Source organism: Methanosarcina mazei S-6 (genome assembly GCF_000970205.1).
GTDB classification, from domain to species: domain Archaea; phylum Halobacteriota; class Methanosarcinia; order Methanosarcinales; family Methanosarcinaceae; genus Methanosarcina; species Methanosarcina mazei.
The window spans coordinates 544,133-567,332 of the sequence record NZ_CP009512.1; the positions used below are offsets into that span (position 1 = coordinate 544,133).

At 42.6% G+C, this 23,200-nt stretch carries 22 protein-coding genes; 13 read left to right on the top strand and 9 right to left on the bottom strand.

The genetic code is table 11. The annotated features are described in order from the left end of the window. Positions 1 to 189 precede the first annotated feature (189 nt). From MSMAS_RS02320 to MSMAS_RS02345, 6 genes are all read right to left on the bottom strand, one after another. Positions 190 to 2,166, bottom strand: coding sequence for a glycoside hydrolase family 15 protein (locus tag MSMAS_RS02320; protein ID WP_011032814.1), 1,977 nt, complete (start codon positions 2,164 to 2,166; stop codon positions 190 to 192). Continuing rightward, positions 2,163 to 2,969 carry a V4R domain-containing protein gene (locus MSMAS_RS02325; RefSeq protein WP_048046300.1) on the bottom strand — a complete coding sequence of 269 codons (807 nt, stop codon included), beginning with the start codon at positions 2,967 to 2,969 and terminating at the stop codon, positions 2,163 to 2,165. The genes MSMAS_RS02320 and MSMAS_RS02325 overlap by 4 nt, the downstream gene beginning before the upstream one ends. A 50-nt stretch (positions 2,970 to 3,019) precedes the next feature. Continuing rightward, positions 3,020 to 4,216 (bottom strand): glycoside hydrolase family 57 protein, encoded by a 1,197-nt coding sequence (locus tag MSMAS_RS02330; protein WP_048046301.1) that lies wholly within the window; start codon positions 4,214 to 4,216, stop codon positions 3,020 to 3,022. Continuing rightward, positions 4,213 to 5,349 carry a glycoside hydrolase family 57 protein gene (locus MSMAS_RS02335; RefSeq protein ID WP_011032811.1) on the bottom strand — a complete coding sequence of 379 codons (1,137 nt, stop codon included), beginning with the start codon at positions 5,347 to 5,349 and terminating at the stop codon, positions 4,213 to 4,215. The genes MSMAS_RS02330 and MSMAS_RS02335 overlap by 4 nt, the downstream gene beginning before the upstream one ends. A 490-nt stretch (positions 5,350 to 5,839) precedes the next feature. Then, a complete protein-coding gene (purL, locus tag MSMAS_RS02340; protein WP_048046302.1) occupies positions 5,840 to 7,990 on the bottom strand; it encodes a phosphoribosylformylglycinamidine synthase subunit PurL in 2,151 nt (716 codons plus the stop codon). A 397-nt stretch (positions 7,991 to 8,387) separates the two neighbouring features. Continuing rightward, on the bottom strand, positions 8,388 to 8,627 hold the full coding sequence (locus MSMAS_RS02345) for a winged helix-turn-helix domain-containing protein (RefSeq protein ID WP_011032809.1): 240 nt from the start codon (positions 8,625 to 8,627) through the stop codon (positions 8,388 to 8,390). A gap of 551 nt (positions 8,628 to 9,178) precedes the next feature. Here MSMAS_RS02345 and yciH point away from each other — a divergent pair. The 3 genes from yciH (at position 9,179) to MSMAS_RS02360 (ending at position 11,274) form a co-directional block, all read left to right on the top strand. Beyond that, positions 9,179 to 9,487, top strand: a complete 309-nt coding sequence (gene yciH / locus MSMAS_RS02350) for a stress response translation initiation inhibitor YciH (protein ID WP_011032808.1) — start codon at positions 9,179 to 9,181, stop codon at positions 9,485 to 9,487. Between the two features lie 198 nt (positions 9,488 to 9,685). Then, positions 9,686 to 10,051: a transcriptional regulator gene (locus MSMAS_RS02355; protein ID WP_011032807.1), complete on the top strand. Its 366-nt coding sequence runs from the start codon at positions 9,686 to 9,688 to the stop codon at positions 10,049 to 10,051. After that, complete coding sequence (locus tag MSMAS_RS02360; protein ID WP_011032806.1) at positions 10,048 to 11,274, top strand: Nre family DNA repair protein; 1,227 nt, start codon at positions 10,048 to 10,050, stop codon at positions 11,272 to 11,274. Before MSMAS_RS02355 ends, MSMAS_RS02360 begins: the two co-directional genes overlap by 4 nt. A 246-nt stretch (positions 11,275 to 11,520) precedes the next feature. Here the strand turns inward: MSMAS_RS02360 and purC are convergent, their stop codons facing one another. Next, entirely contained in the window at positions 11,521 to 12,234 is a 714-nt protein-coding gene (gene purC / locus MSMAS_RS02365) for a phosphoribosylaminoimidazolesuccinocarboxamide synthase (RefSeq protein ID WP_011032805.1), read from the bottom strand. Positions 12,235 to 12,709: 475 nt separating this feature from the next. Between purC and MSMAS_RS02370 the strand changes: the two genes are divergently transcribed. From MSMAS_RS02370 to MSMAS_RS02390, 5 genes are all read left to right on the top strand, one after another. After that, on the top strand, positions 12,710 to 13,996 hold the full coding sequence (locus MSMAS_RS02370) for an ATP-binding protein (RefSeq protein ID WP_011032804.1): 1,287 nt from the start codon (positions 12,710 to 12,712) through the stop codon (positions 13,994 to 13,996). Continuing rightward, positions 13,993 to 14,733 carry an MBL fold metallo-hydrolase gene (locus tag MSMAS_RS02375; RefSeq protein ID WP_048040061.1) on the top strand — a complete coding sequence of 247 codons (741 nt, stop codon included), beginning with the start codon at positions 13,993 to 13,995 and terminating at the stop codon, positions 14,731 to 14,733. Before MSMAS_RS02370 ends, MSMAS_RS02375 begins: the two co-directional genes overlap by 4 nt. A 267-nt stretch (positions 14,734 to 15,000) precedes the next feature. Then, positions 15,001 to 16,389: a deoxyribodipyrimidine photo-lyase gene (locus MSMAS_RS02380; RefSeq protein WP_048046303.1), complete on the top strand. Its 1,389-nt coding sequence runs from the start codon at positions 15,001 to 15,003 to the stop codon at positions 16,387 to 16,389. Between the two features lie 306 nt (positions 16,390 to 16,695). Further along, a complete protein-coding gene (locus MSMAS_RS02385) occupies positions 16,696 to 17,061 on the top strand; it encodes a hypothetical protein (protein WP_011032801.1) in 366 nt (121 codons plus the stop codon). A 319-nt stretch (positions 17,062 to 17,380) separates the two neighbouring features. Further along, positions 17,381 to 17,614 carry a DUF378 domain-containing protein gene (locus MSMAS_RS02390; protein WP_048036563.1) on the top strand — a complete coding sequence of 78 codons (234 nt, stop codon included), beginning with the start codon at positions 17,381 to 17,383 and terminating at the stop codon, positions 17,612 to 17,614. Between the two features lie 262 nt (positions 17,615 to 17,876). Here the strand turns inward: MSMAS_RS02390 and MSMAS_RS02395 are convergent, their stop codons facing one another. Further along, a complete protein-coding gene (locus MSMAS_RS02395) occupies positions 17,877 to 18,359 on the bottom strand; it encodes a peroxiredoxin (protein WP_011032799.1) in 483 nt (160 codons plus the stop codon). Positions 18,360 to 18,522: 163 nt separating this feature from the next. Then, positions 18,523 to 19,584, bottom strand: a complete 1,062-nt coding sequence (locus MSMAS_RS02400; RefSeq protein ID WP_048044332.1) for a hypothetical protein — start codon at positions 19,582 to 19,584, stop codon at positions 18,523 to 18,525. Positions 19,585 to 20,379: 795 nt separating this feature from the next. On the opposite strand from MSMAS_RS02400, the gene MSMAS_RS18540 reads away from it, so the two are divergent. The 5 genes from MSMAS_RS18540 to MSMAS_RS02420 all read left to right on the top strand — a co-directional run bounded on the left by MSMAS_RS18540 (position 20,380) and on the right by MSMAS_RS02420 (position 23,199). After that, entirely contained in the window at positions 20,380 to 20,529 is a 150-nt protein-coding gene (locus tag MSMAS_RS18540; protein WP_155395327.1) for a hypothetical protein, read from the top strand. A 669-nt stretch (positions 20,530 to 21,198) separates the two neighbouring features. Continuing rightward, a complete protein-coding gene (locus tag MSMAS_RS02405) occupies positions 21,199 to 21,465 on the top strand; it encodes a hypothetical protein (RefSeq protein WP_048041952.1) in 267 nt (88 codons plus the stop codon). Positions 21,466 to 21,677: 212 nt separating this feature from the next. After that, positions 21,678 to 22,007, top strand: a complete 330-nt coding sequence (locus MSMAS_RS02410; RefSeq protein ID WP_048044331.1) for a pyrimidine dimer DNA glycosylase/endonuclease V — start codon at positions 21,678 to 21,680, stop codon at positions 22,005 to 22,007. 227 nt (positions 22,008 to 22,234) lie between these two features. Continuing rightward, on the top strand, positions 22,235 to 22,831 hold the full coding sequence (locus tag MSMAS_RS02415) for a hypothetical protein (RefSeq protein WP_011032796.1): 597 nt from the start codon (positions 22,235 to 22,237) through the stop codon (positions 22,829 to 22,831). Between the two features lie 38 nt (positions 22,832 to 22,869). After that, positions 22,870 to 23,199 (top strand): carboxymuconolactone decarboxylase family protein, encoded by a 330-nt coding sequence (locus tag MSMAS_RS02420; protein ID WP_011032795.1) that lies wholly within the window; start codon positions 22,870 to 22,872, stop codon positions 23,197 to 23,199. Position 23,200 lies beyond the last annotated feature (1 nt).

A 23,200-nucleotide genomic window follows, 5' to 3' on the forward strand; every position in this document is an offset into this window, starting at 1 on the left:
ATTTCAAAAGACTCTTTCGCACAGCTGGCAGAACTATATTCCATAGTCGATGCCGTCTAAATTAAGTTAGAAATGAAAGAATATAGAGCGAGCCAAAAGCTGTGCGTGAAGGAATTTAATAATTGTGGAAGCGATTGCAGGCTCTATAATTTGATTTTTTTTCCAGTTGTTCGTTTTTTCTCCTGAGCTTTACTCCTGATTTCCTGCGTTTCTTCTACAAATTTTATCAAAGAGAATAATATTGTTAAGCATAAGAGCCCCGCTCCAGCCGAGAGGGATTGCCCACGCCGACTTGCCTGTAGACTTATCCACCTGTTCAGGGAGAAGGCCCGTACTTGTAGCTCCGGCAAGAGCCCATCTGAGGCATTTTATTCCTTCCTCGGTCAGCTTTTTTGCCTCCTCAGCATACTGGTCCCCTGCTCCTTCCGGCAGGTCAAGGGCAAAAGCGAACATAGCTTCCGAGAGCCAGAGTGTTGTTACTATCCAGGGATTTCCGTCAATATAAGTGTCATTTTCGTAACGCTTGATTCCATAGCCATTATTGATGGGAATTGAAAGCTTCTTCTGGATATTTTCTATAAGAAAAAGAATCATGTCCCTTTCTACAGGATCTTCAGGAGAGATCATTCTAAAAGGAATATAAGCTCCCAGAACACTTGCATCAAGGGTCTTGTCAAGCTTTTCGTGAATTATCCCTTTTGCAAAATAACCTTCCTGAAGCCAGAAACGATCAATTGTAGCCTGTTTTATGAAATCAGCCCTTTTTTTCCAGCGCCTTGCCATTCCGGACTCGCCGTTTTCTTCTGCAAGGTGAGAGGCACCCATAAGCCCTGCATAGATTGAAGCATTTGTGTAGGTGAAAATCCCGTAATATGTCTCCCACAGGTCCATGCAGCTTTCGTGCAGGCCGGATTTTGTCCTTTTCATAAGGTATTCAGCAGCCCTGAGGACTGAGACCCATACTTCTTCCAGAAACTCTACCTTTTTAAGCCCTTCAAGAATCCTGTAATAAACGTCCATGGCATGAAGTGTGGCTCCGGTCTCATCTATCTGGGTCGAGTAGTCAAAATTTCCCCAGGAAGGGGCTATGTCCCCATTGAGCCAGTATCTCTGGAACCAGGAACCATCAGGCAGCTGCGTCCTGATGCACCATTTAAAAAACCTGTCACAATAATCAGGATATCCGGAATGTTTGAGGGCAAGAACCAGTTCCGAGGTGTCTCTGTTCCAGCAAAAACCATATCCTCCGCATTTTTCAAAATTTGAATCAAATTCCGGAGCGGCTACAAAAGACCCGTTTACACGGTCGTTCAGGAGGTAAAGCATGAGAAGAGACCTGTTGTAAGCATTGAAAAGCTCCTGGCGCAGGTTATTGTGTCCTTCTATTCCGGGCATTTTGAGTACATGCTTTTTCGATAGCCACATCACCCAGTATTCCCGTGTCTTTTCAAAGATGTGTTCCAGAGGCAGTTTGGACAGCTCTCGCATCCTTTTGTACAGGAGGCTTCGGGAAGATGCGGCTCCTATAAAGATGACAAATTCGTTTGCCCCATCAGCTTCCAGCTCGAGGTCCCAGCCCGCAGCATTGTTGATGTTTCCTATATCTTCTTTATTTCTCTGGAGTTTCCCGTCTTCCATATCATACTTGGAATTTGTCCACCAGATGGTGTCCATCGCCTTTCCGACCTGCCACTCCGTAAACTCAGGAAGGGCATAGATCCCGATGTAATAATCCTGCCAGTACTGGGCAAGAAGTCTGGCTTCTGAATCACAGAAAGCCGAATTTTTTTTGGAAGTTTCCCCCACATTCAGGTTCGAGTAATAGAAGAATTTTCCGGAAATTTTTTGCTGGGACTGTACTTTGAACCTGCGGATAAGGACCGGGACTTCAGGGTGTACAAGGTCAAGAATAGAGATTCTTATCCCGGAATCATGGTAAAGTTTTGTTGATACTATATTGGTATCTTCTATGTAGTTCTGAATCGAGTGCCATTCGTTATCGTTTGTCCAGAGAAGTCTTTCTCCTGTGTGAATGCAGGCAAGGGATTCTTCTACGTGCTGGGCATGGTCTCTGCGGGGATAAAATAAGCCAAGGATTTCTCCTTTTCTTCCCATTGTCACAAGAAGCTCGTCATTCCCCAGAATGACATTCGGTTGTCTGATCACTTAATCTCCCCTCTGAGCTGGTTTTGCTGATCCGGGCTGGTAGGAGCCAGTGAAATTATATGTTCGCAGACATTCTTCCCGGTGGCTTTACAGCTGACTTCCCTCACACTGATGTTCTTTCCGAAATACTCGGTCAGGTAGCCAGCAAAATAACCGCTCATGAATGCACAGACTGGCTGGTCCGAGCCTCCGTAAACGTCAGCTATAAATGAATCCTTTACAATGATTTTTCCTTCACACGTCTCTGGGTTGCAGTCAATTTCCAGGATCCCCCAGCCAACAGCTCTGTAAAGTTCTGCAAGCATGCTTGCAAAGTTACTATCATTAATTGGCATAATACTCTTAAAATATTTTGCTGCATGGCCTCCTCCGCGCAGTCCTGAGAGTGTAAGAAGCCCTTCAGCGTGTGGAACACTCTGATTAAGTATCTTAATAATGTCTACTATAGTGAGCGCCCTTGCCATAACTCCCCTGACCCCTATAACGTTCAGAGGGAAGTCAACGGAGTAAATCATCCCGAATTCCGAAATCCCGTGTTCCACCATACTTACAGCTTCCAGACCTTCGATTTTCCGGGCAAGCTCCCCAATATCCACATCTTTCTTAAGCTCCGTAAATACTGAGTACTCTCCAATGTGCTGCGTAATATTGTCAATATGCCCGAACTTGATGTATGCATTTTCTTTTTCAAGAAAATCGGTTATTGCGGATAAAGAACCGGGCCCTTTAGAATAAGTAATCTTGAACCATACTATTCGCGAATCTTCATTGAATCCTGCAAACATGCATAAGTCCCTGACCATATGACAAACTCCCATTGATGTGTATGAATATTTTGTAAATGTATATTTCCTTAAGGCATTTTGCTGAGTTTTTTGAATACCTGAGCCTTAAAGTCAATGAGTACAGCCATGAAATTGACTGCTGCCTCGAAAGGTGTGGAATGGACGCTAAAATAAGAATGTACGTCCCCGTCTCCGAGCCATTTGGTGCACATGTAGTAATAGTGGTCCGAAGTCAGCAGGTGCTTCCATATACGCAGGATTTCGGGGTCTTCTGTCTTTTTCACAAAAGGTTCGAGCAGCCTTATTTCTTCAAAGCAGCGCCGCTGCATGTCGTTCCCTAGCCATGCGCTGGTGTCGCGTTCCATATCCGCCCAGGAAATCGTTGAAAAGTCTCCAACATCGATTTCGGCTACAGGTAAGTATTTTTCAGTAAGCTCTACAGGAGTACTGAATTCAAGGCCGTTTTTAAGGACTTCTGCAGGCAGCTTTTCCACAAAATCAAAAATTCCTGTCTCTCTCCACTGGTGTTCTCCAAAGGTCTCGTAGTCCATAAAGATATTGATGCAATCTTCCTTAACTCCTGAAGCCCATGAAGCCCATTTTTCCGCGGTCAGAGGGTATCCTTCCCACCACCGTGCAGAGAAACGGTATCCTATATCGTCGCTCAGTTTGTAGTTTCTGAAAAGAATGGGTAACCCTGAATCTTTTGCTTTATAAAGCACGTTAGGAGACCTTCCCTCAAGCATATGGTCCGCTCCTTCCGTAAGAATTGCCTTATAACCCAGATCGGAAACGATTTTTGCTATGCTGTTATTGTAGAGAAGTTCTGTGTTTCTAAATATTTGAGGTTTAACTCCGAGGAGATCGGAAACCATTTCCCTGTGTTCTTTTACTTCTTCGATAAATTCTGTTTTGTCTTCAAAAAGGCTTGAGAGGGAATGGTAAAACGTTTCTTCCAGAATCTCCACAGCCCCCGTTTCCGCAAGCTGCCTGAAACTTTCCAGCACTTCTCCCCCCCAGAGTTCACACTGTTCAAGCAGGGTTCCGGTAATTGATAGGGAAAACTTGAATTCCCCTTTATGCTCATCAATGGACTCCAGAAGAGTTCTGTTTGCAGGGATATAACATTTCCGGGCTACTCTTTCAAAAATCTCCCTGTTGCTCCTTTCGTCAAAGTAGCGGAAAAAGCCAGGTCTGTCATCGGGCCAGAACCTGCGCAGCCTGAACGGTTGATGGACCTGAAAGTACATGCATAGTGAGGTCATGCGCTTTCCTCCAGAACAGCTCTTCTCAGGTCCGAAAGAATGGAATAATAGTTCACAGCCCTTTCATGGCCTTCCCGTGAGTTTCCGGGTCCCATTGAAAAAAGGATTTCGCTTTGCTGGAGGTAGCCAAATATCTGTTTGAGCCTACCGTAGTTCTTTTTTCCTTTAATTTCTGAAAGTTCTTCCCCTACCCTTACAAGCTCCCTCAGGTAAAGCTGCTGAGCATGGTTTCCGACGGCATTGTGCATTCCATAACGGATTGTCTGTTCTGTCCCCAGAGTCGGAAGCCTTAAAGGGCTGAACCTGCTTACGGCTTCAGAAGGTGTGATCATCTCAATGCCCCGGCTTTTAAGGGCTTCCGGAAAAGCCCTTATAAAATCAGCTATCATGCTCTTGTTCCTGTGGTGAAGGCAGAGGCTCGTATTGTTCAAATAAAGGGTCAGGACATCTCCTTCAATTCCTGCAATCCAGTCTGCGAATTTGTCAGGGATAAGAGGATATCCTTCCCAGCTTTTCTCCGAAAAGCGCAGTTCCAGGTCTTCGCTCAGGTTTATGTGTCTTAGAAGAATGGGAAGCTGGCTTTCAAAGACGCGGACAGGGTCGTATCCGTCCAGAATATTTCTTGACCCTTCGGCAATAAGACATTTGAAGCCCATCTCGCCAAGTATGTCGCCTGCTCTCTGAGTGTACAGGAGTTCGGTGTTTACGAAAGTCTCAGGGCTTACTCCCAAAAGCTCCTTCATCATTTCCCTGTATATTGTTACTTCTTCCCTGAACCAGGAAAGGTCGGGATAAAGGGCACTCAGGGAATGGTAGTTGCAGCTCCCTGTAAACTCTACTCTCCTGCTTTCTGCAAGTTCCCTGAAAGATTCAAGCATCTCAGGGTCCCATCTGCACTGTTCAAGGAAAGGACCTGAAAGATCAAAAGCATAACTTCCCCCTCTTTCAATTGATTCTATAAAAAGATCATTAAGGCGTAAAAACTCTCTACCTGCTTTTAGAAGCCTTGAAAATATCTGGTTCCGGTCAAAATACCTGTCCATCTCAGGCACTCCGGTAAAACCCTCTACAGGCCAGTACCATTTCGGGCTGTAAGGAAGATGCACTCCCACACACATGCAAACGGCTTTCATAACAAAATACTCTTGTGCGGAAACCTACTAAAAACTATTGTTTTTTTATTCTCTAGCCTGTAGCTGAATTATTGATTCTCTTAAAAAGTCCGGTTTTTATTACTCGCTATACCTGTCCCGGAGTCCGGAAAAGACGTCTTCTGTTTTCTTTCCTGCGCCGCTCTGGACCGGTACCGGTGAGTTCTGTGAGAAAAACAATAACCCATAAACTGCAACCATGGAAGATAAAAGGAAAATCTGCTGAAAATGCTGCGTACTGAGAGAGTACATTTCTCAGTCTCAAAAACCGGTTTCCAATCAGTAGATATGAAGAAACAAAAGATGTAACAGAATTAACAGAACAAAAGATGTGACCGAAAACAGAACAAAAGATGTGACCGAAAACAGAACAAAAGATATGACAAAATAAAAAATATATTGAATTAAAAGATGCCCTTCAGGCTGATAAGAACACTTAACTGAAAAGAAAAAAGAAATGGGATGAGGTTAATCATCCCATCATCATAAATTTAGTAAGGCTTTCATGTGCATTTTTGATTTCTTCTAAAGAGATGGAGAGCTCGAAATCTTTACCTTTTATCTCAAGGGCATCTCCACCAACCGTGCCTATTACGGCATGGGGCACACCTTTAAGGAGTTCCTGGACGGCTTCCGGTTCAGCTGTTGCAAGCAGCGCCCTTGCGGGGGCTTCTGAGAACAGGAACTCGTCTGCCTTCATCTCGCCGGCAATCTCGCTAATGTCTACTTTTCCGCCTATGTTTTTGCACATCCTCGCAAGCCCTGCACCGATTCCTCCGAGGGAAAGGTCGTGTGCGGAATTCAGTTTTCCGCTCTTAACAGCTTCAATTACGGCTTTTATTATTTCAGGGGCGTTTTTCGGTACCTCAGGTACTTTTCCGGCATTGCCAGCTCCCATGCAGGAATAGTACTCCGAACCTCCCATTTCAGGAACTATTTCTCCTACAAGTATAATGCTGTCTCCGGTTTTTGCAAAGAAGCCCGATGGGAGAGGCGTTTCGAGGTCAACTTTTCCGATCATTCCTATTGAAGGGGTTGGGGGGATTGCAGTCCTGAACTCATCGCTTTCATTATAAAGGGAAACATTTCCTCCTACAACCGGGATTGAAAGCTCCCTTGCTGCGTCTCCGAGCCCGAGTACGGCGTTTTTGAACTGCCAGTAGGTTTCAGGGTTTTCAGGGTTTCCAAAGTTGAGGCAGTTCACAATGGCAAGCCCTTCAGCACCTTTTACTGCAAGGTTCATGGCGTTTTCAATGATTGCAGTTCTTCCTCCTGTATAGGGGTCAAGAAGAGTTGCTCTGGGCTGGCAGCCGCAGGAAAGTGCAATTCCTTTTTTATCTGTAATTCTGAGGACTCCGGAATCTTCTCCTGGTTTGACAACTGTCCTTAGCTGGACTTCATGGTCATACTGCCTGTAGATCCATTCCTTTGAGGCAATGTTGTGTGAAGACAGGACTTTCATGAAAGCTGCTTTCAGGTCCTCAGGGGTTTCCGGTTTTTTGCCTTCTTCCCTGTGTATGGGGGTCTCTGAAGGCTTTTCACAGGTCGGGGCTCCTCCCGTAAGGAAACCTATAGGGATGTCAGCCACGATTTCGCCTCTGAACTCAACAGTGTAATTGGGCTTTTCTGTGAGGTGCCCAATCACAGCCCCGTTCAGATCATATTTCTGCACAAGGGCAAGGACTGCATCCACATCTTCAGGGGCTACCTCAAAGACCATACGTTCCTGAGATTCGGCAAGCAGGATCTCATAAGCGTTCATTTCGGGTTCGCGCTGCGGGACTGCGTCTGCAATAATATAGGCTCCCAGTCCTCCTTTAGCAGCCAGTTCCGAACTCGCTCCCCCAAGCCCTGCAGCTCCGAGGTCTTTGCAGGACTTTATGTACTCTTTATCTATGGCTTCCAGGGTCATTTCCATAACAAGCTTTTCTGTATAGGGGTCTCCTACCTGGACGCTTGGGCGATCTTCGGCTTCGGCTGATTCCGAGAGGTCTCTGGAAGCAAAGGAAGCTCCACCCAGCCCGTCTTTTCCCGTGCTTGAACCTGCAAGAATGAGCTTGTTTCCTGCTTTCTGGGAGCGGGAAGTCATAACTTTTTCTTCTTTGCAGAGCCCGACTGCAACAACGTTTACCAGCGGGTTTCCGCTGTATCTCCTGTCAAAAAAGGTCTCACCATTAACCACGGGCACTCCTATGCAGTTCCCGTATCCTGCGATTCCTTTTATTATCTGCTCGAAAAGGAAAAGGTTTTTAGGGGTGTCCAGAGGCCCGAAGTAGAGCGGGTCCATAAGGGCTATTGGGCGGGCTCCCATGGAAATTATGTCTCTTACAATGCCTCCCACACCGGTAGCTGCCCCGTTATACGGGTCCACATATGAAGGGTGGTTGTGGCTTTCCATTCCTATAGCAAGCACATATCCGTCTTCGAATTTGATGATTGCAGCATCGTCTCCGGGACCGATAATCACGTTTTCGCCCGTGGTTGTAAAGGTTTTCAGGAGAGGGGCACTTGATCGATAGGAGCAGTGCTCACTCCACAGATTTAAAAAACAGCCCTGTTCTACAAGGGTGGGCTCTCGCCCGAGTTCTTTTTTAATGATCTTAAGGTCTTCTTCAGGTAACATTGCCTTGCCTCTGATTCTTAAGCCTCTCTGGATATGCCGAAGCTTCAGATTTTCTTATAAGTTCCCTGATACTTCAGGGTTTGATTAGTGTTACAACAGATTAAACAGACTATGCGGACATAAAGGGATAGGGATTAGATAAATATTTCTTCAGGCCGGGCAGGAAAATTTTCCCAGGAATAGGTGACTGTAAACACTTTACCTGAGTATTTAATTCGGAAAGGGGAAAGCTCTTCTTCCCCTGCAGAGGAAAAATCCTATCTTTTACGGGATATGTATTCCGGTTTAAAAAGGCTGCAGATTAATTACAGGCAAAAACCGAAAAGTATGCAAGGGACCCGCAGGTAAAAAAAAGTAAATTTGAATTGGAAATTTTTAAAATAGGGATTGATGAAAATTAGATTTGCTGGACCATTTTTTCTATCTTTGTTCCGGTCTCAGTCAGGAAGTAAATCTCTTCTTTTTTTGAGATAAGGTTTTTTTCCTCGAGTTCCTCGAGAGTCTTTGCTATGGTGGGATATACCACCCGAAGAGTTTTTGAAATACGTTTCCCTTCCATTTCCCCTTTTGAGGCGAGCAGAGAGAGCACTTTTTGCCTCACGCTGTTTCCATTTACAAAACCTATTAACTCGTTCACAGGGTACCTCCCGATATGTCTGGTTTTTAGTGTTATTATATAGACATATTTATATATGTGATGTACATAAATATGTGGCTATACAGATTATATAAAAAGATGGGGTTCAAGATATATTTAGCTTTTTGCTGGCTGAAAAATGCTTTTTCTGGCAAAAGCACAAATTATCTGGGACTTATTGTTCAGGGTAAGAACAGGGTCTTTCCGTATTTTTTATTCTTGAAGCTACTTATACCTGAATTTTTCAGTTTCCTGTAGATCGCTTCCATCCCCTATGTAATCATGTTAAATTATATTAACTCAGATATGTGAATCGTTTTAGATCTCTGTGGATTATTTACTTATAATACAAAGAATAAAAAAATATAGAGCCCTGGTTGGCTTTTTATATTATTGAGGGTTTTTGTGTATAGCAGAAATTCAGTATAAAGTGCCTGAAAAATACCATTAGGCTTTAATATCATCATTGATAAGTACTTTATATCTATTTAGATATTTTCGGATGTAAATTACATATACAATGATTACAAATTTGGAGGACATACTAACAAATGAGCAGCGGAATGTGCCCGGTATGCGGGCTTCCAAAAGAACTTTGCATATGCGAAGAGGTTGCAAAAGAGCAACAGAGAATAACTGTTAAAGTTAACAGAAGAAGATATGGTAAGGAAGTCACTGTCGTAGAAGGTTTTGATGCTAGTGAAATTGACCTTCATGAACTGTCCACTTACCTGAAATCAAAGTTTGCATGCGGCGGTACAGTAAAAGGAAATACGGTCGAACTTCAGGGCAATCACCTGACCCGCATGAAAGAAGTCCTCATGGAAAAGGGTTTCTCTGCTGAACAAATCAAAAATTAAACTCTGAATCCGTCCCCCACCGGAACTCTCGAGCCTGAGATATTAGCTTATAGATTCGGAGTTTTACGTATCTTTTTGCCAGTTTTTCGATAGCATGCACCTTCTTTCAGGCGTACTCGCCGGAACCTGAGTCCATCCCGGAAAACCATACAAAAAGTGCGTTTCCATATATTTTATATTTGCAAGTGTTGGTCTCCAATGAAAACAACATGCGAAATAATGGTACAAAAAGTCTTGCCTGCTATCAGATCCGAACTCTCAAGGGCAATGATTTTCGAACATGGGTGTACGCAGCAGGATGTAGCGGATATCCTTGAGCTTTCAAGAGCAGCTGTTTCTCAATATGTGAGTGAAAAACGAGGAGCTGAAGTTGATTTCTCTGAAGAGACCCAGAACGAAATCCGAAAATTCGCTTCAGTACTCCTGAGCGGAGGTCTATCTTCTCAGGAGAAAGTCAAGGGTATGTGCAGTATATGCTGTTTCGTCCAGAAATCCGGCTGGTTGTACAGAAATGCTCCCGAAGCCAAAGCCTGCATACTCTGTAAGGATATGAACGAAAAGTGAAGGATACACTGTGCATCAAATGTAAGGGAAAAGGACTCTGCGGGCGTCCACGTTGCCCTATTCTTGAAAAGTTCAAATCCCTGCAATCAATTTCTCCTGCAATTTCAGGAGATTCTGTTTTTGGGGCATCTCCCCCGGCTCTTTTTGTAGGAAGCTATGGCTATCCAAGGGTTTCTGCGGGTCCCCTGATCCCTCCCATGGCAAAAGAAAACGAGGCTCTTATTTTCGAAGACCCTTCAGCCTGGGGCAACATGCAGATCGAAGATATCATCTCCATGCGTTCCCGTATGGTCAGAGCAAACACGAGCCTGCATGTGAAAGATGCGCGGAGCAAAGAAAACCCTCTTCTGGTCAAGGCTCAGGAACTGGCTCTTTCCAGAAAGCCGGTGGATACCGAAGCCTGGTTTTTTAAGGCTCCGAAACAGGAACTCAAGTTCGATGCAGTCCTTACTCCCATGGGACCTTCAGGGCTTGTGAAAAACTTTGAGCTTGCCGAGAACCCCGATGTCCCGAAAAAAGTGGATTACCTTGTTTACGATACCGATGCCCTGGCAAAAGACGCCATTACCGAACTTTTGAAAAGTGATGTTTCCACCGAGCATATTACGCGTCTTTTTTCCATTGGCCTGCTGGGAAAAGAACGCAAAGTAGTGCCTACTCGCTGGTCTATAACAGCTGTCGATGATATGGCTGGGAAGGAACTTTCAGACCGGATAGTTGACTTCCCCTGGGTTTCTGACATCAAACTCTTTAGCGGGACCCATTTCGGAAACCATTTTGAAGTCCTTATCCTTCCGAGGGCTTATTCCTTTGAACTTATTGAAATCTGGCTCCCAAAAACGGTCTGGTCAGGGGAATCAAGCTGGATAGGGGAGGACAGTGAAGGTATTAACGGAAAGAAAGGCTATTCTCCCCTTGCAGGGGGTTATTATGCAGCAAGGCTCCCTGTACTCGAATATCTGATAGGAATCAAAAGGCAGGCTTCGGTCTTTGTTTTGAGGGAAATCACTCCCGATTACTGGGCTCCTCTCGGAGTCTGGGTGGTCAGGGAGGGGATGAGAAAAGCCCTTCTGAATCCCCCTGAAACTTTTGAATCCCTGGAAGCCGCAGTTTCTGACCTTTCAGGCAGGGTCAGTACTCCAAAAATCGAATGGATTCAGCAGGCAAAGATGCTATCTGAGTTCCGATTCCAGAAAACACTTGATTCCTTTTTTAATCTCTAATGAATTCAAAGTGAAAAGAGTTTAATTCCTTTTTTAATCTCTAAAGAATTTAAAAATTGAGAAAAATTTAATTCCTTTTCTAATCTCTAAAGAATTTAAAGTGAAAAGGATTGGTGCGAAAATAAGGAAGCCAGAAGACAGGTTCGTTAAGATGAACTGCCTTCATGTTTAAAAATTAATAAGCAGGTCTTTAAAGCCTTTTCAGGTTATTCAGGCTTAAGATCTTGCTTTTTGACCTGTTCTGGATTATTCGAATATCTCGGGCACTATGCGCCGGGCAACTTCTTCATAGGCTTTGGAGATGTCGCCCTTGTCAAACCTGAAAACGTCTTTGTCCATAGACTGCCCGGTTTTCTTGTCCCAGAAACGGCAGGTGTCGCAGGAAATCTCATCTGCAAGGACAATTTCCCCCTCCCTTCTACCGAACTCAAGCTTGAAATCGGGAAGCAGAATTCCTTTTTCATCAAGGTAGGGAACAAGCAGCTCGTTGACCCTGAGTGCCAGTTTTCGAAGTTCTGCAAGTTCTTCGCGGGTTGCAATGCCAAGTGCAAGAGCAATATCATCATTCAGCATTGGGTCTCCGTATTCATCGCTTTTGAAATCAAAAACGAGAACAGGCGGCTTTAAAATAGTTCCCTCTTTTATAGGGTACTTTCTGGTTATCGAGCCTGCGGCAATGTTCCTTACAATAACCTCAATTTTGATGATTTCAACTTCCCTTACAAGCATATCAATATCGGTAAGCATACTTACAAAATGGGTCTTGACTCCGCTGGCTTCCAGCATCTCAAAAATCTTCTTTGATATCTGGGCGTTGTAGTAACCCTTCAGTTCCATCTCGCCTTTCTTTTCCCCATTAAATGCGGTAAGGCTGTTTCGGAACTCAGCGATAAGGGTATCGGGATCATCTGTCCTGTAGATGGTTTTTGCTTTCCCTGAATAGAGCTGTTCTCTTTTCATGTAATGGTCCTCTCTAGGGATAATTCTGGATTTTCCTTAGATAGAGAGATTTCCGGAAATAATTCCCGGAATAATAGTAATTTTAATATAATAGTTATTTTATTAATATTCGGGACATTCCAGAAACGGATAAGCACTCTCCGAATCTGTATGCTTATGGAAATAGTTGCATTTCCAGACTTTTCAAAGATTCACCCGTAAACCTGGAAGTTTGCAGATTATGGATTTTTTTCTCAAACACGTTCCCGGTTTCATGAAGGGATGGAGTAAATGAAAAGCCCTTCTGCTAGATAAACTTATCATTCGTACCGGCTTTCTATCCTTCTGAAGAGGTCTGTCTCCTGCTTCGTAAATTATATCTTTAAAGAGAGCCCATTACTAGGTTTAGCAACTTAAAAAAAGATTTAAGAACTTTCTGCTCTGGATGTATACTACCTGATGGTAGTCTAATCTAAGTATGCAATGGGTAAAAAACATGTCAGGCATGATACTAGACATCGTAGAACTACTGCTCACCGCAGAGATCTATAACCGCTATCCGGAACTGGATGTTAATGATCTTCCCAAAAACATCCGTAAAAGTTACTGGAGCAGCGTGGAAAAAACAGTTCCCAAACCCATAATAGCTTCATTTGTCAGGATCGAAAAACTATATGGGGTCAAAGATATCGAAAAAACCGTAAGGAATATACCTTTTATAAATATTGACAGGTCTCATTTTGAACTCCGTTTGAGCGCTTTTGACCTTGCAGCCGAATGGTTTGAGAAACAGGAAGGTTCTCAGGAAAAAATTGAAAATAACCCTGTCCTTGCTTACTATTTTGGGGAAATCCGAAAGGTTGAAGCTGCAGATTATGCCGCAGCAAAGGCAAAAATAAGGCCAAAAGAAGTTGACCGGGAATGGATAGAGTCCCTGATAGCTGAAATCAGGAAAGAAGACAAGAGCGAGGAGATGCTCAAGCTTGTTGTCATTATCGCTCCTGAAGACGTCAAACAGAAAGTCAGGGACCTTGTGCTCACTGAGGAGCAAAAGGATGAAATCGAAAAAATCATGAAAGCTATCCAGCACAGGGAATACCTGTGGGAGATAGGGCTGCATGATATAGGAAAACTCCTCTTTGTAGGTCCCCCTGGCACAGGCAAAACCTCAGTTGCCCGTGCACTCTCGGAACAGCTCTCCATTCCTTTTGTTGAGGTCAAGCTCTCAATGATCACAGACCAGTACCTGGGCGAGACTGCAAAGAACATAGACCGCGTTTTCCTGCTTGCTAAGAAATTAAATCCCTGTATCCTCTTCATAGATGAACTGGACTTTGTTGCAAAAGCCAGGACTTCTGACGAAAATGCCGCAATCAAAAGGGCAGTCAATACCCTCCTCAAAGCCATAGATGAAATTAGCCTTGTAGAACACGGCGTGCTCCTTATTGCTGCAACAAACCACCCCAGAATGCTTGACAGCGCGGCATGGAGGCGTTTTGATGAAATTGTCCATTTCCCACTTCCTGACCTTGATATGCGCAAAAATATCCTGGACATAGTAACCAGGCATATAGAAGGAGACCTGGATACCGCAGAGATTGCGGCACTGACTGAAGGTTATTCGGGTTCTGATTTGCGCATGGTTATAAGGGAAGCTGTCCTGAGTGCTCTTCTCGAGGAACGCAAGGTCCTTACCCAGAAGGACCTGCTTGACGCGGTTAATTCCTTTGACGAACGGGCAGACTTAAAGTCCGATGAGTACGCAGGGAAGAAATCCTCATGAGACTGACTCTGCTCGGAACCGGGGACGCGGTAGGTACGCCCAAAATCGGGTGTAACTGCCCCGCATGCACTGATGCTCGTGAAGGTGGAAAGAGCCAGCGCCTTCGTTTTTCTATCCTTGTGGAGTCCGGGCAGGGCAAAATTCTTATTGATACAAGCCCCGACCTCAGGCAGCAGTTTCTCAGGCAAAAGCTTTCGGGTATAGATGCCGTAATCTGGACACACGGGCACTATGACCACTATGCAGGTTTCGGAGAGTTTTACCGGGTTCAAAATAAAGTCGATGTATATGGTGTTTGCGAAACTCTGGATTACATAGACCAGTATGTTTCTTTCCTGAAACCCAGGTATCACTACGTAAAACTCTATGAACCTTTTGAATTAATCGGGCTTGAGTTTACACTTTTCAAGGTTCACCATCCTCCTGTAGAAGTCCCTGCCGGAGTTGTTATTCGGGATGGGGATACAAAGGTTGTTGTTACAGGAGATACGAGCCCCGATATTCCTGAAAATAGCCTGGAGTTAATGAAAGACCCTGACCTCCTTATTGCAGATGCCATCGTTCCTCCGCACATTCATATCAAAAAACACATGAACTCGGAAGAGGCTATGGCACTCGCACAGAAGCTAAATGCAAAAGAAGTGGTCCTGACTCATCTCAGCCACCTCTTTCGCCCGCACCATATTGAATCAATGTTTTTACCGCTGGGGTATGACGGGCAGGTCTTTGAGTTTTAACCTTTTTTTAAATATTAGCCTGCGCTTCATACAGGAGCTTTGGATCTCTCAGCCAGTTTTACTGTTCCAGGCATTTTTTGCCCGGTATTGAAAGAGCGTTATTCAGTTTAAGTCTCGGTTTCAGTTTCAGTTTAATTTTCAGTTTAATTTTCAGTTTAATTTTTAGTCTAATTTTTAGTCTAATTTTTCATTTTTACAGTTCAGGTGTTAGTTCTATATTTACAGTTCAGGTGTTAGTTCTATATCTCCTAAGCCCCAGAATTGATTATGAATCCGAAACGTATCAGGGCTCTTAAATCGGGGAAACATGGGGACGGACCTGTTGTTTACTGGATGAGCCGCGACCAGAGGGTTGAAGATAACTGGGCTCTTCTCTTTTCACGGGCAATAGCAAAAGAAGCTAATGTGCCTGTAATGGTGGTTTTTTGCCTGACGGGTGAGTTTTTAGAGGCTGGTATCAGGCAGTATGAATTCATGCTCAAAGGGCTTCAGGAACTTGAGGTTTCACTTTCCCGTAAAAAGATTCCGTTTTTCTTCCTGAGAGGGGATCCCGGAGAAAAAATTTCCCGGTTTGTAAAAGACTATAATGCCGGGACTCTTGTTACGGACTTCAGCCCGCTCCGCATAAAAAACCAGTGGATAGAAAAAGTTATTTCCGGTATTTCAATCCCGTTTTTTGAGGTTGACGCTCATAATGTTGTTCCCTGCTGGGAGGCTTCTCAAAAACATGAGTATGCAGCGCATACTTTCCGCCCGAAACTCTATGCTCTTCTTCCTGAGTTCCTTGAAGAGTTCCCTGAACTTGAGCCAAATTCCGTAACTTCCGAACTTTCAGACGATGCCGGCATGGTGGAGACTTTATCGGACGTACTGGAAACCGGAGTTAAAGCCCTTCTTCCTGAGAGAGCCTTACTTAAAAATAAGGATCCTCTTTTTGAACCTTGGCACTTCGAGCCCGGAGAAAAAGCTGCAAAAAAGGTAATGGAGAGTTTTATTGCAGACAGGCTTGATTCTTACGAGGGGCTGAGAAATGACCCGACAAAAAATATGCTTTCAAACCTCTCTCCCTATCTTCATTTCGGGCAGATCTCTTCCCAGAGGGTTGTGCTTGAAGTGGAAAAGGCAGAAAGTAACCCCGGGTCAAAGAAAGCTTTTCTGGATGAGATCCTTATATGGAAGGAGATTTCGGACAATTTCTGTTATTATAACCCAGGATACGATGGGTTTGAAAGCTTTCCATCCTGGGCGAAGGAATCTTTAAACGCCCACAGGAATGATGTGAGGAGTCATATCTACACCCTTGAAGAGTTCGAAGCAGGAAAAACACATGACCCACTCTGGAACGCGAGTCAGATGGAACTTCTCAGTACAGGGAAAATGCACGGTTACATGCGCATGTACTGGGCAAAAAAAATTCTGGAATGGAGCGAATCTCCCGAAAAAGCCCTTGAAATTGCAATCTGCCTGAACGACAGGTATGAACTTGACGGAAGAGACCCCAATGGATATGCCGGAATTGCCTGGAGTATCGGAGGAGTCCATGACAGGGCATGGGGGGAGAGAGAAGTTACAGGAAAAATCAGATATATGAGTTATGAAGGCTGCAAAAGAAAATTTGACGTTAAATTATATATTGAAAAATATTCAGCTTTGTAGAATTCCCTGAGTTTATCCAGAGAGCCTTCATAACTTTTTTATTCGCAGTATACCATCAGATTTCAACTTTTATCTATATGTCTCCAGGCTTACAAAAGTTTCAACCTGCGTTTTTTCTGAACATTGAAGTGCTTAGCCTGCAATCATAAACAGGGCTCAAGGTGGATATATTTCTCTCAATAGTCTGACCTTAAAACCTTCCAGGCAGCATCTGGATAAAATTCGCATAAAAGCATTAAATTAATATTTATCTTAATGTTTTAATATTTACTAAAATTACTAAAGGATTTTCTACGGTGTACAGGCATGAATCAGCATTCTTTTTCTTTGGACGATTATTATAAATCCCTCATAAATCTTGACGGCATGAATGATTATTACAGGTATTTCATAGGTCTTAACGGCATTATATTTCCCCTCTTACTGATAATGAGTTATCCATCGGTTATTAACCTGGCAACAAAAGCCAGCTTTCTTATTATGTTAGTAGGAGCATGCTGTGTTTTAATTGATAATTGGAATCGAAAATCAATAGCATACAGATTATATGTTGAGCTGTATGAAAATGAATACCTGGCTAATTCCGACTATAAAGCTGGTAAAGTATTTGTGAACTTAATTTTTTATGTAGTCTCCATATATTTAATATCCGGTGTGTTTGGTGTTCTCTAACACACTTCCGCAGGCGTTTCTGGAAAATTGTTTAATGCAGGCGGGAGAGGTTCTAACCTCCCGCCATGTCTGAAGAGAGCTAATAAATAACTCTGGTTCTTTTTCTGGATTCCCTTAAAATCTTCTTTTAATGAATGCCTGGAAAATAAAGGGTTCCTGTGCCGGAATAACAATAAATTTCTCGTTTTTCTATTTCCTTAAATGGCTTTAATTTTTATGTTAGTCACATATAAATACAAGTACATCCAATTTTAATATTGGATTTTTATATTTTTCCGCACTATAAAATATAAAATACCAAAAATAGGGAGTGATATCTATGGCAGTAAGAAACCCGATAGATTTGATAGCACTTATACTTGTCATCGTGGGCGGATTAAACTGGGGGCTTGTAGGGCTTCTGAATTTTAATCTTGTATCTGCTATCTTTGGAGAAGGAAGTGCTCTGTCGAGAATCATCTACATACTTGTTGGTCTTGCAGCGCTTTATACGATTTATTTCGCCGTAAGAGCTGATACGTATCACGCTGGAGATACCACGGTACGCCACTGAGTAAAAAGAGATTGAAAAACTCCTTTCCGGTGTAATACTGTAAAAGGAGCTTTAACCAGCTATTATTTTTTTAGAAAGCTGGATATAATATTAATATAAAATTATTTTTCTTATGAATTCTGTTCTTATATATTTCATCTTTCTTTTTATTCTAATTTGTTGATTGCCAGGAATATCAGGTTTTGAACACATTCAAAAATCATTCTATGTGTATCTCTCCTGATGCACCTCTTCTGATATTTCTGTCATAATTTATTTTCGCTTACTTTCCTTTCAGGGTTTTCAATTCAGAAAGCACTTTTTCGGCATGTCCTGCAGCTTTAACGTTATTCCACACTTTTTCAATTTTTCCTTCCGGATTGATAAGGAAAGTTGTTCGGACAGTGCTTATAACCTCGTTACCTCTGAAATTTTTAGGGTGCATGACATCATATTTTTCATGGATTTCCGCTTTTTCGTCGGAAAGCAGTGTTATTTTAAGCTCTTTTTTCTCTATGAACTTTCTATGGGATTCTTTGCCATCCCTGCTGACTCCCAGAATTATCGCATTTTCGGCTTCGAAATCTTTTTTCAGGTCGCTGAAACTTCTGGCTTCCAGGCTGCAGCCCGGAGTATTGTCCCTGGGATAAAAGAACAGGACTGCCCATTGTCCTTTAAAGTTTTCAAGGCATATCTGATTTCCTTCCTGGTTCGGAAGGCAAAAGTCTGGTGAAACCTGCCCTGATTCAAGTGATGTTTTTGGCATATTTTTTACTCCTGGTAAGTCCGTACCGCAATATTATTTCTTTTAAGTGAATAATTAAAAGTTATATCACTTAATCCTATCATACAAATTATATTTCCTATGTATCATTTTTTCTGTCACTTCCCGTTCCCTATTCATTTCTCGCTGATCTCCAGTTCCTGTTTCATCCTTTTCTTTTCCAGGGCAGGACCGCCGCTTCAAATGCAAGGATAGGGCCCAGGATCCAGCCTGCCCAGAATAAAAGCCCTGCAAGCCCGAGGACGAAAAAGTAAAGTCTTTTCTGCGTTGATTTTTCACCATACCTTTCATCTTTCATGCTCAGGACCAGGGCTATAACTCCAAATCCTGAGCTTGCAAGAGCCAGAAAAACAGTAATTATGACTTCTGGAGAATATGAGCTCCTGCTAAGTGAATAAAGCATCTGGAATATTAAAGAAAACCCGGTGCCCAGGAAAAAAAGCCCTGAAAATAACCCTGCCCAGCGTGCCGGGTTGAACCCTGCTGCAGCTTCCTTTTTATGTAAAATTACCAGAATTCCGGCTGCAAGTGTTATTCCCAGTGGGAGGAATATAAAGGGCAGGCTCTGTCCTTCCCAGCGGTAGGTCTTTATCTGTTTCAGAGGAATTGACAGCCATTCTGAGAGGGAAAATCTTTCTCTGTATCCCAGAACAACTCCATAATTTCCCTCTCCTACGGCAGAACTTACCGCTGCATAGTACGTGCCGCTTTCCGGAGCCTGGAAGTCTTCAAGGGCAAGGGAATAAAAGGCACTGGGCGAGAACCCTTCGTATATGGCACTTCCGGTTCTTTTTCCCGGAAATACTTTTACTCCGTAACCCTCAGGAATTTTAGTGTTTTCAGGCACTTCTCCTTCACTCGAAAGCCCGGGACCCATAAGGATAAGGTCCGGAGTAAAGAATTCAGCTCCTGTAATGTCCACCTCGGGGACATAAATCCGGCCCTCCAGCCCGGCTGGGACTATAAGCCCGAGTAATATTCTTTCCCCTTTTTCCACCTCAAAACTATAATAATGAATATTTTCTTCTGAAAGCTGACCATAAAGGACTCTGGATTTTTCAGGGTTTTCTACATGAGTTGCTGTCTCAGGGCTCTTGCCTCCTCCTTCAAAGACCGGAATATGGGCAAACGCAGGAGTAAGCAAAAAGTACGTCCCAGCTATTAGTATACATAAAAGGACGAAATATCCTGACCTTGATCTTTTCATAGACTATATTCTCATTTGCTGCCAGTAAATAGGTATCAGAACCTGGGATCAGAAACAGTCGTTTGGAATTAATAAGTTCAGGATACTAAACATTAGTTTAAAAATGGTTCATTGCTTATATATCTCGTAAGATTTGTGCCATATGTTAACCGATTTTAAACTTTACGCATATTTGAATTATGTTTGAAAAACGTTATCAACAAAAATTCTCAAAATTTAATGTCGAACTGCCGAACATAGGGTTTATAGTTACCATTGTTTGTGCCGTAACATCATTACATAATTACATAATTATACAATTATAATTTTGTATAGTGATGTTACATTTATTTTTATCACTAGATTTTGGAACTGAGTCAAAAAAAGAGAAAAAAGATAAAACTGCTTTTTCTCATCTGTTTCAAAATTAAACAAGTCGTGAAAAAACGAAAGTGGGAAAAATATACGTTCCCTGCCTTCAAAAGGAAAACAAATCGTCATCTGCTCAATAACATCATTACAATGAGCCCAATATAAAAAAACATGAGCTCATTGGGTACATCTGCTTCAAAGAAAAGACCTTTATATATGCCGAATCTAAAGTACATGTGTTACACATCCTTACTTAGGGGATGTAATCTTGGCAGGTACATCCCCTGAATTACTTTTCTCCTATCATTTTTTTGCTAAGATTTAACTGCTTTTAATTTTCCATTTTCATCCTATATTTCTCAGTAGATATAAAGTTCTCTTTTGACTGTCCCGAGGGGAAAGAGGGAGAAAAGATAATAAAACCACTGCTTTTTCGGTGGTCATGTGGTTATTTCAGCGTTTAAAGGCTTCTCCATCCTTATTTTCAAATGGATTGTTGTTTATGTTGGGGGAATTACTGCGTTTATGGCTGCAATGGTCGGTTTTTTTCCTGATTTTCCCCTGCATCCACCAGTATCGACAAATGGAAAGTGAATTAAAAAAGCGAAAAAGAAGTGACTGAAAAAACGTATTTTTATACATATGGTTTCATAAAATCTCATTTATAAGACAAAAACAAACATCGGCAAAAACACGATTTTTGTTGCGTGCAAAACACATATAGTTTTGCACGCAAAAACCGCTATCAGTCGAACGCACTACATGGAAAATATTATATATGTTCACTCACATTACTAATAACCGGAGAAACTTAAAGAAATATTCTTAAACTTAAGGTTAAGTAAAACGCTACCGGTGAAAAGGGTTGGTATGAAACCATATATACCCTCATTAACATCAATTAGATTTAACGATAACGATGATGATAACGGTAACGGGAGGCTACATCTGAAGTATGAGTATATACCTAATCGCCCATATCATTTATAAAAAATCAAATTTGATGTGCATAAAGCAGATAGACCCCTGTCGGGGGGGTCTAGCCGAACAAAATTCGAAAGTTGATTTACGATGATAAAAATACTGACCATCTTATATAAAAAGGTTGCAGATGGTTTCATCCTTATTATCGGATGGAATCACCACTTAATGACCGATTTACTTGCCCCATTAATGAGCATTTACGGGCTGCTCTCTCAGTATCTTCCCAAGTAAAAACTTTTAAATTATTTTCTTTTTCTTCTCATTGCGGAAATTTTCACTGTGTTCTGGGCTGCAATACTCTTTCTGGATATTGTCAGTATAGAACGTCTTGCCGCAATACTTACATGTTTTCTGAATCTCTTCCTTCTTTTTCTGTCCCTCTATGTCTTCTCTCAGGCTCTCCTCTGGCTCTCTCACGGTTTCCTTTTGTTCTTGTTCCCTCGCTTCTCTGCTCTTGTGGTCTCCTACGTTCCCTGTGATTCAATCCGCTTGAATTCTCCTTCAAAGACCGGAATATGCACAAACGCAAGAATAAGCGAAAAGTAAGTTTCAGCTATTAATGTACTTAAAAGGAAGAACTATATTTACTTCTACCTTTTCATAGACTATATTCTCATTTGCTGCCAGTAAATAGGTATCAGAACCTGGGATCAGAAATAAACTGCTGGTATTAAGTTAAGGCTCAAATATAATTTCAGGTTTAAAATAGTAAAATTCCTGCCGAAAGTCCTTTCTGAGATGCGTTCAAAGTTCATCTTATGCGAATCTGGGATATCCCTCCTGAGAAAATGTGCCGGAACCACCTTTTAGGGGAGCACCGTGAATTGCACGCCCTGTGGTCCATAATAACTAATAACAAGAAAGCTTATGCCCACCACCCCGAGACCCTGCGCTGGAGAGGAAAACTGAAAGCTCTCTACCTGCGGCATGAAGCCCTTGTAAGGGAAATGACTGAAAGGGGGTATAAGCACCATACCCCGCTCGACCCTGTTCTGGCAACAGGAAAAGCTGTTCAGGATGAGTTTGTAAATACATATGAAGAACAGGTCCGGATCCTGAAAGAAAGAGGATGTGAGTGCAGGGTTTGATTTTTTCTTTTTCAATCCTTTTCATTTTGTCCTGGTTTAATATTTATATTTATAATTATCGATAATTTTTTATAGTTTTATGGCAATTTATAGAGAGACAGATGTGAAATCTGAGAAAGCCGTTCAGAACACACGCTAAATTAAGAAAATTAAGCAGGCATGAGTTTTTGAGACGTGTCTTGCTCAGAAACTGTTTCACTGCTGGTCAGGAATTTCAAGGGACTTAAATGAAAATCGTGCTGGATGAAGAGGAAATTGGGGTTCTTGAATGCATAAAAGAAGCCCATATGGATAGAGGCTTTCATATTCGGGATATTATCAAAAAAGCAAAAGCCGGATACGGATTATCAAGGTCAACAGTTTATGAAATCGTAGGCTATCTCGAATTCCACGGTCTTCTAAAAACGAACGAACACGGTAACCGGGAACTTGACCTGAACATCAGCTATTTTGTAACCTGCACGGGCTGCGGGAAAGATATCCCTGGAAACGAATATTTTAAAGAAAACGGGAAAGCGGTGTGTGAAGACTGTTATCTGGAGGAGCACCAGAGAATCAAGTTTGCGGACCCTGTGGCAGTGCGTTCCAAAAAGCTTTTCAGAAAACAGCACGGGTTTGAAGGGACTGAAGGCCTGACAGAGCTGCAAAAAGAAATCTACAGTTTCATCATTGAGGAAGGAGGGTCTACCCCTGAAATGATTTCGAAGCTCTTCAAGTTGACCCTTCAGGAGACCAGGAACCAGCTTGCGATACTGAGGCACTGTGAGCTTTTAAAGTGGAGAAAAATGGGAGACGAAATGTATATGGTGCCTTTTGATTCCTGAACCATCCATAATAACCGGCATGTTTAGAGGGTGAAAGTTTGACTGAAAAAATTGATATGGACGAAAGAGCGAAAGCAATGGCAGAAGAAATCCCCGGAGTGATGAAAGCTCTCATGGGACTTCATTCTGAAGTCGTTAAGGACGGGGCTTTAAGCGCCAAGACAAAAGAACTGATGATGGTAGGGATTGCAGTTGCCATTCGCTGTGAGTACTGTCTCTGGAAACATGTCCCTGAGGCTGTGAAAATGGGGGCTACCAGGGAAGAGATTCTTGAAGCTGTAAGCACTGCAATAATGATGTCAGGAGGGCCTGGAGTAGCTTACGGGTCAGTGGTCGTCCTTAAAATCCTTGATGAACTTAACGTCTGAA

What these genes read in the sequence shown, in the direction of transcription:
- MSMAS_RS02335 (WP_011032811.1), bottom strand. Translation starts at nt 5,349, where the DNA reads ATGAAAGCCGTTTGCATGTGTGTGGGAGTGCATCTTCCTTACAGCCCG.
- MSMAS_RS02385 (WP_011032801.1), top strand. Translation starts at nt 16,696, where the DNA reads ATGAATCAGCATTCTTTTTCTTTGGACGATTATTATAAATCCCTCATA.
- MSMAS_RS02415 (WP_011032796.1), top strand. Translation starts at nt 22,235, where the DNA reads ATGAAAATCGTGCTGGATGAAGAGGAAATTGGGGTTCTTGAATGCATA.
- purC (WP_011032805.1), bottom strand. Translation starts at nt 12,234, where the DNA reads ATGAAAAGAGAACAGCTCTATTCAGGGAAAGCAAAAACCATCTACAGG.
- MSMAS_RS02355 (WP_011032807.1), top strand. Translation starts at nt 9,686, where the DNA reads ATGAAAACAACATGCGAAATAATGGTACAAAAAGTCTTGCCTGCTATC.
- MSMAS_RS02395 (WP_011032799.1), bottom strand. Translation starts at nt 18,359, where the DNA reads ATGCCAAAAACATCACTTGAATCAGGGCAGGTTTCACCAGACTTTTGC.
- MSMAS_RS02410 (WP_048044331.1), top strand. Translation starts at nt 21,678, where the DNA reads ATGCGAATCTGGGATATCCCTCCTGAGAAAATGTGCCGGAACCACCTT.
- MSMAS_RS02325 (WP_048046300.1), bottom strand. Translation starts at nt 2,969, where the DNA reads ATGGTCAGGGACTTATGCATGTTTGCAGGATTCAATGAAGATTCGCGA.
- purL (WP_048046302.1), bottom strand. Translation starts at nt 7,990, where the DNA reads ATGTTACCTGAAGAAGACCTTAAGATCATTAAAAAAGAACTCGGGCGA.
- MSMAS_RS02375 (WP_048040061.1), top strand. Translation starts at nt 13,993, where the DNA reads ATGAGACTGACTCTGCTCGGAACCGGGGACGCGGTAGGTACGCCCAAA.
- MSMAS_RS02370 (WP_011032804.1), top strand. Translation starts at nt 12,710, where the DNA reads ATGTCAGGCATGATACTAGACATCGTAGAACTACTGCTCACCGCAGAG.
- MSMAS_RS02390 (WP_048036563.1), top strand. Translation starts at nt 17,381, where the DNA reads ATGGCAGTAAGAAACCCGATAGATTTGATAGCACTTATACTTGTCATC.
- MSMAS_RS02330 (WP_048046301.1), bottom strand. Translation starts at nt 4,216, where the DNA reads ATGACCTCACTATGCATGTACTTTCAGGTCCATCAACCGTTCAGGCTG.
- yciH (WP_011032808.1), top strand. Translation starts at nt 9,179, where the DNA reads ATGAGCAGCGGAATGTGCCCGGTATGCGGGCTTCCAAAAGAACTTTGC.
- MSMAS_RS02380 (WP_048046303.1), top strand. Translation starts at nt 15,001, where the DNA reads ATGAATCCGAAACGTATCAGGGCTCTTAAATCGGGGAAACATGGGGAC.
- MSMAS_RS02400 (WP_048044332.1), bottom strand. Translation starts at nt 19,584, where the DNA reads ATGAAAAGATCAAGGTCAGGATATTTCGTCCTTTTATGTATACTAATA.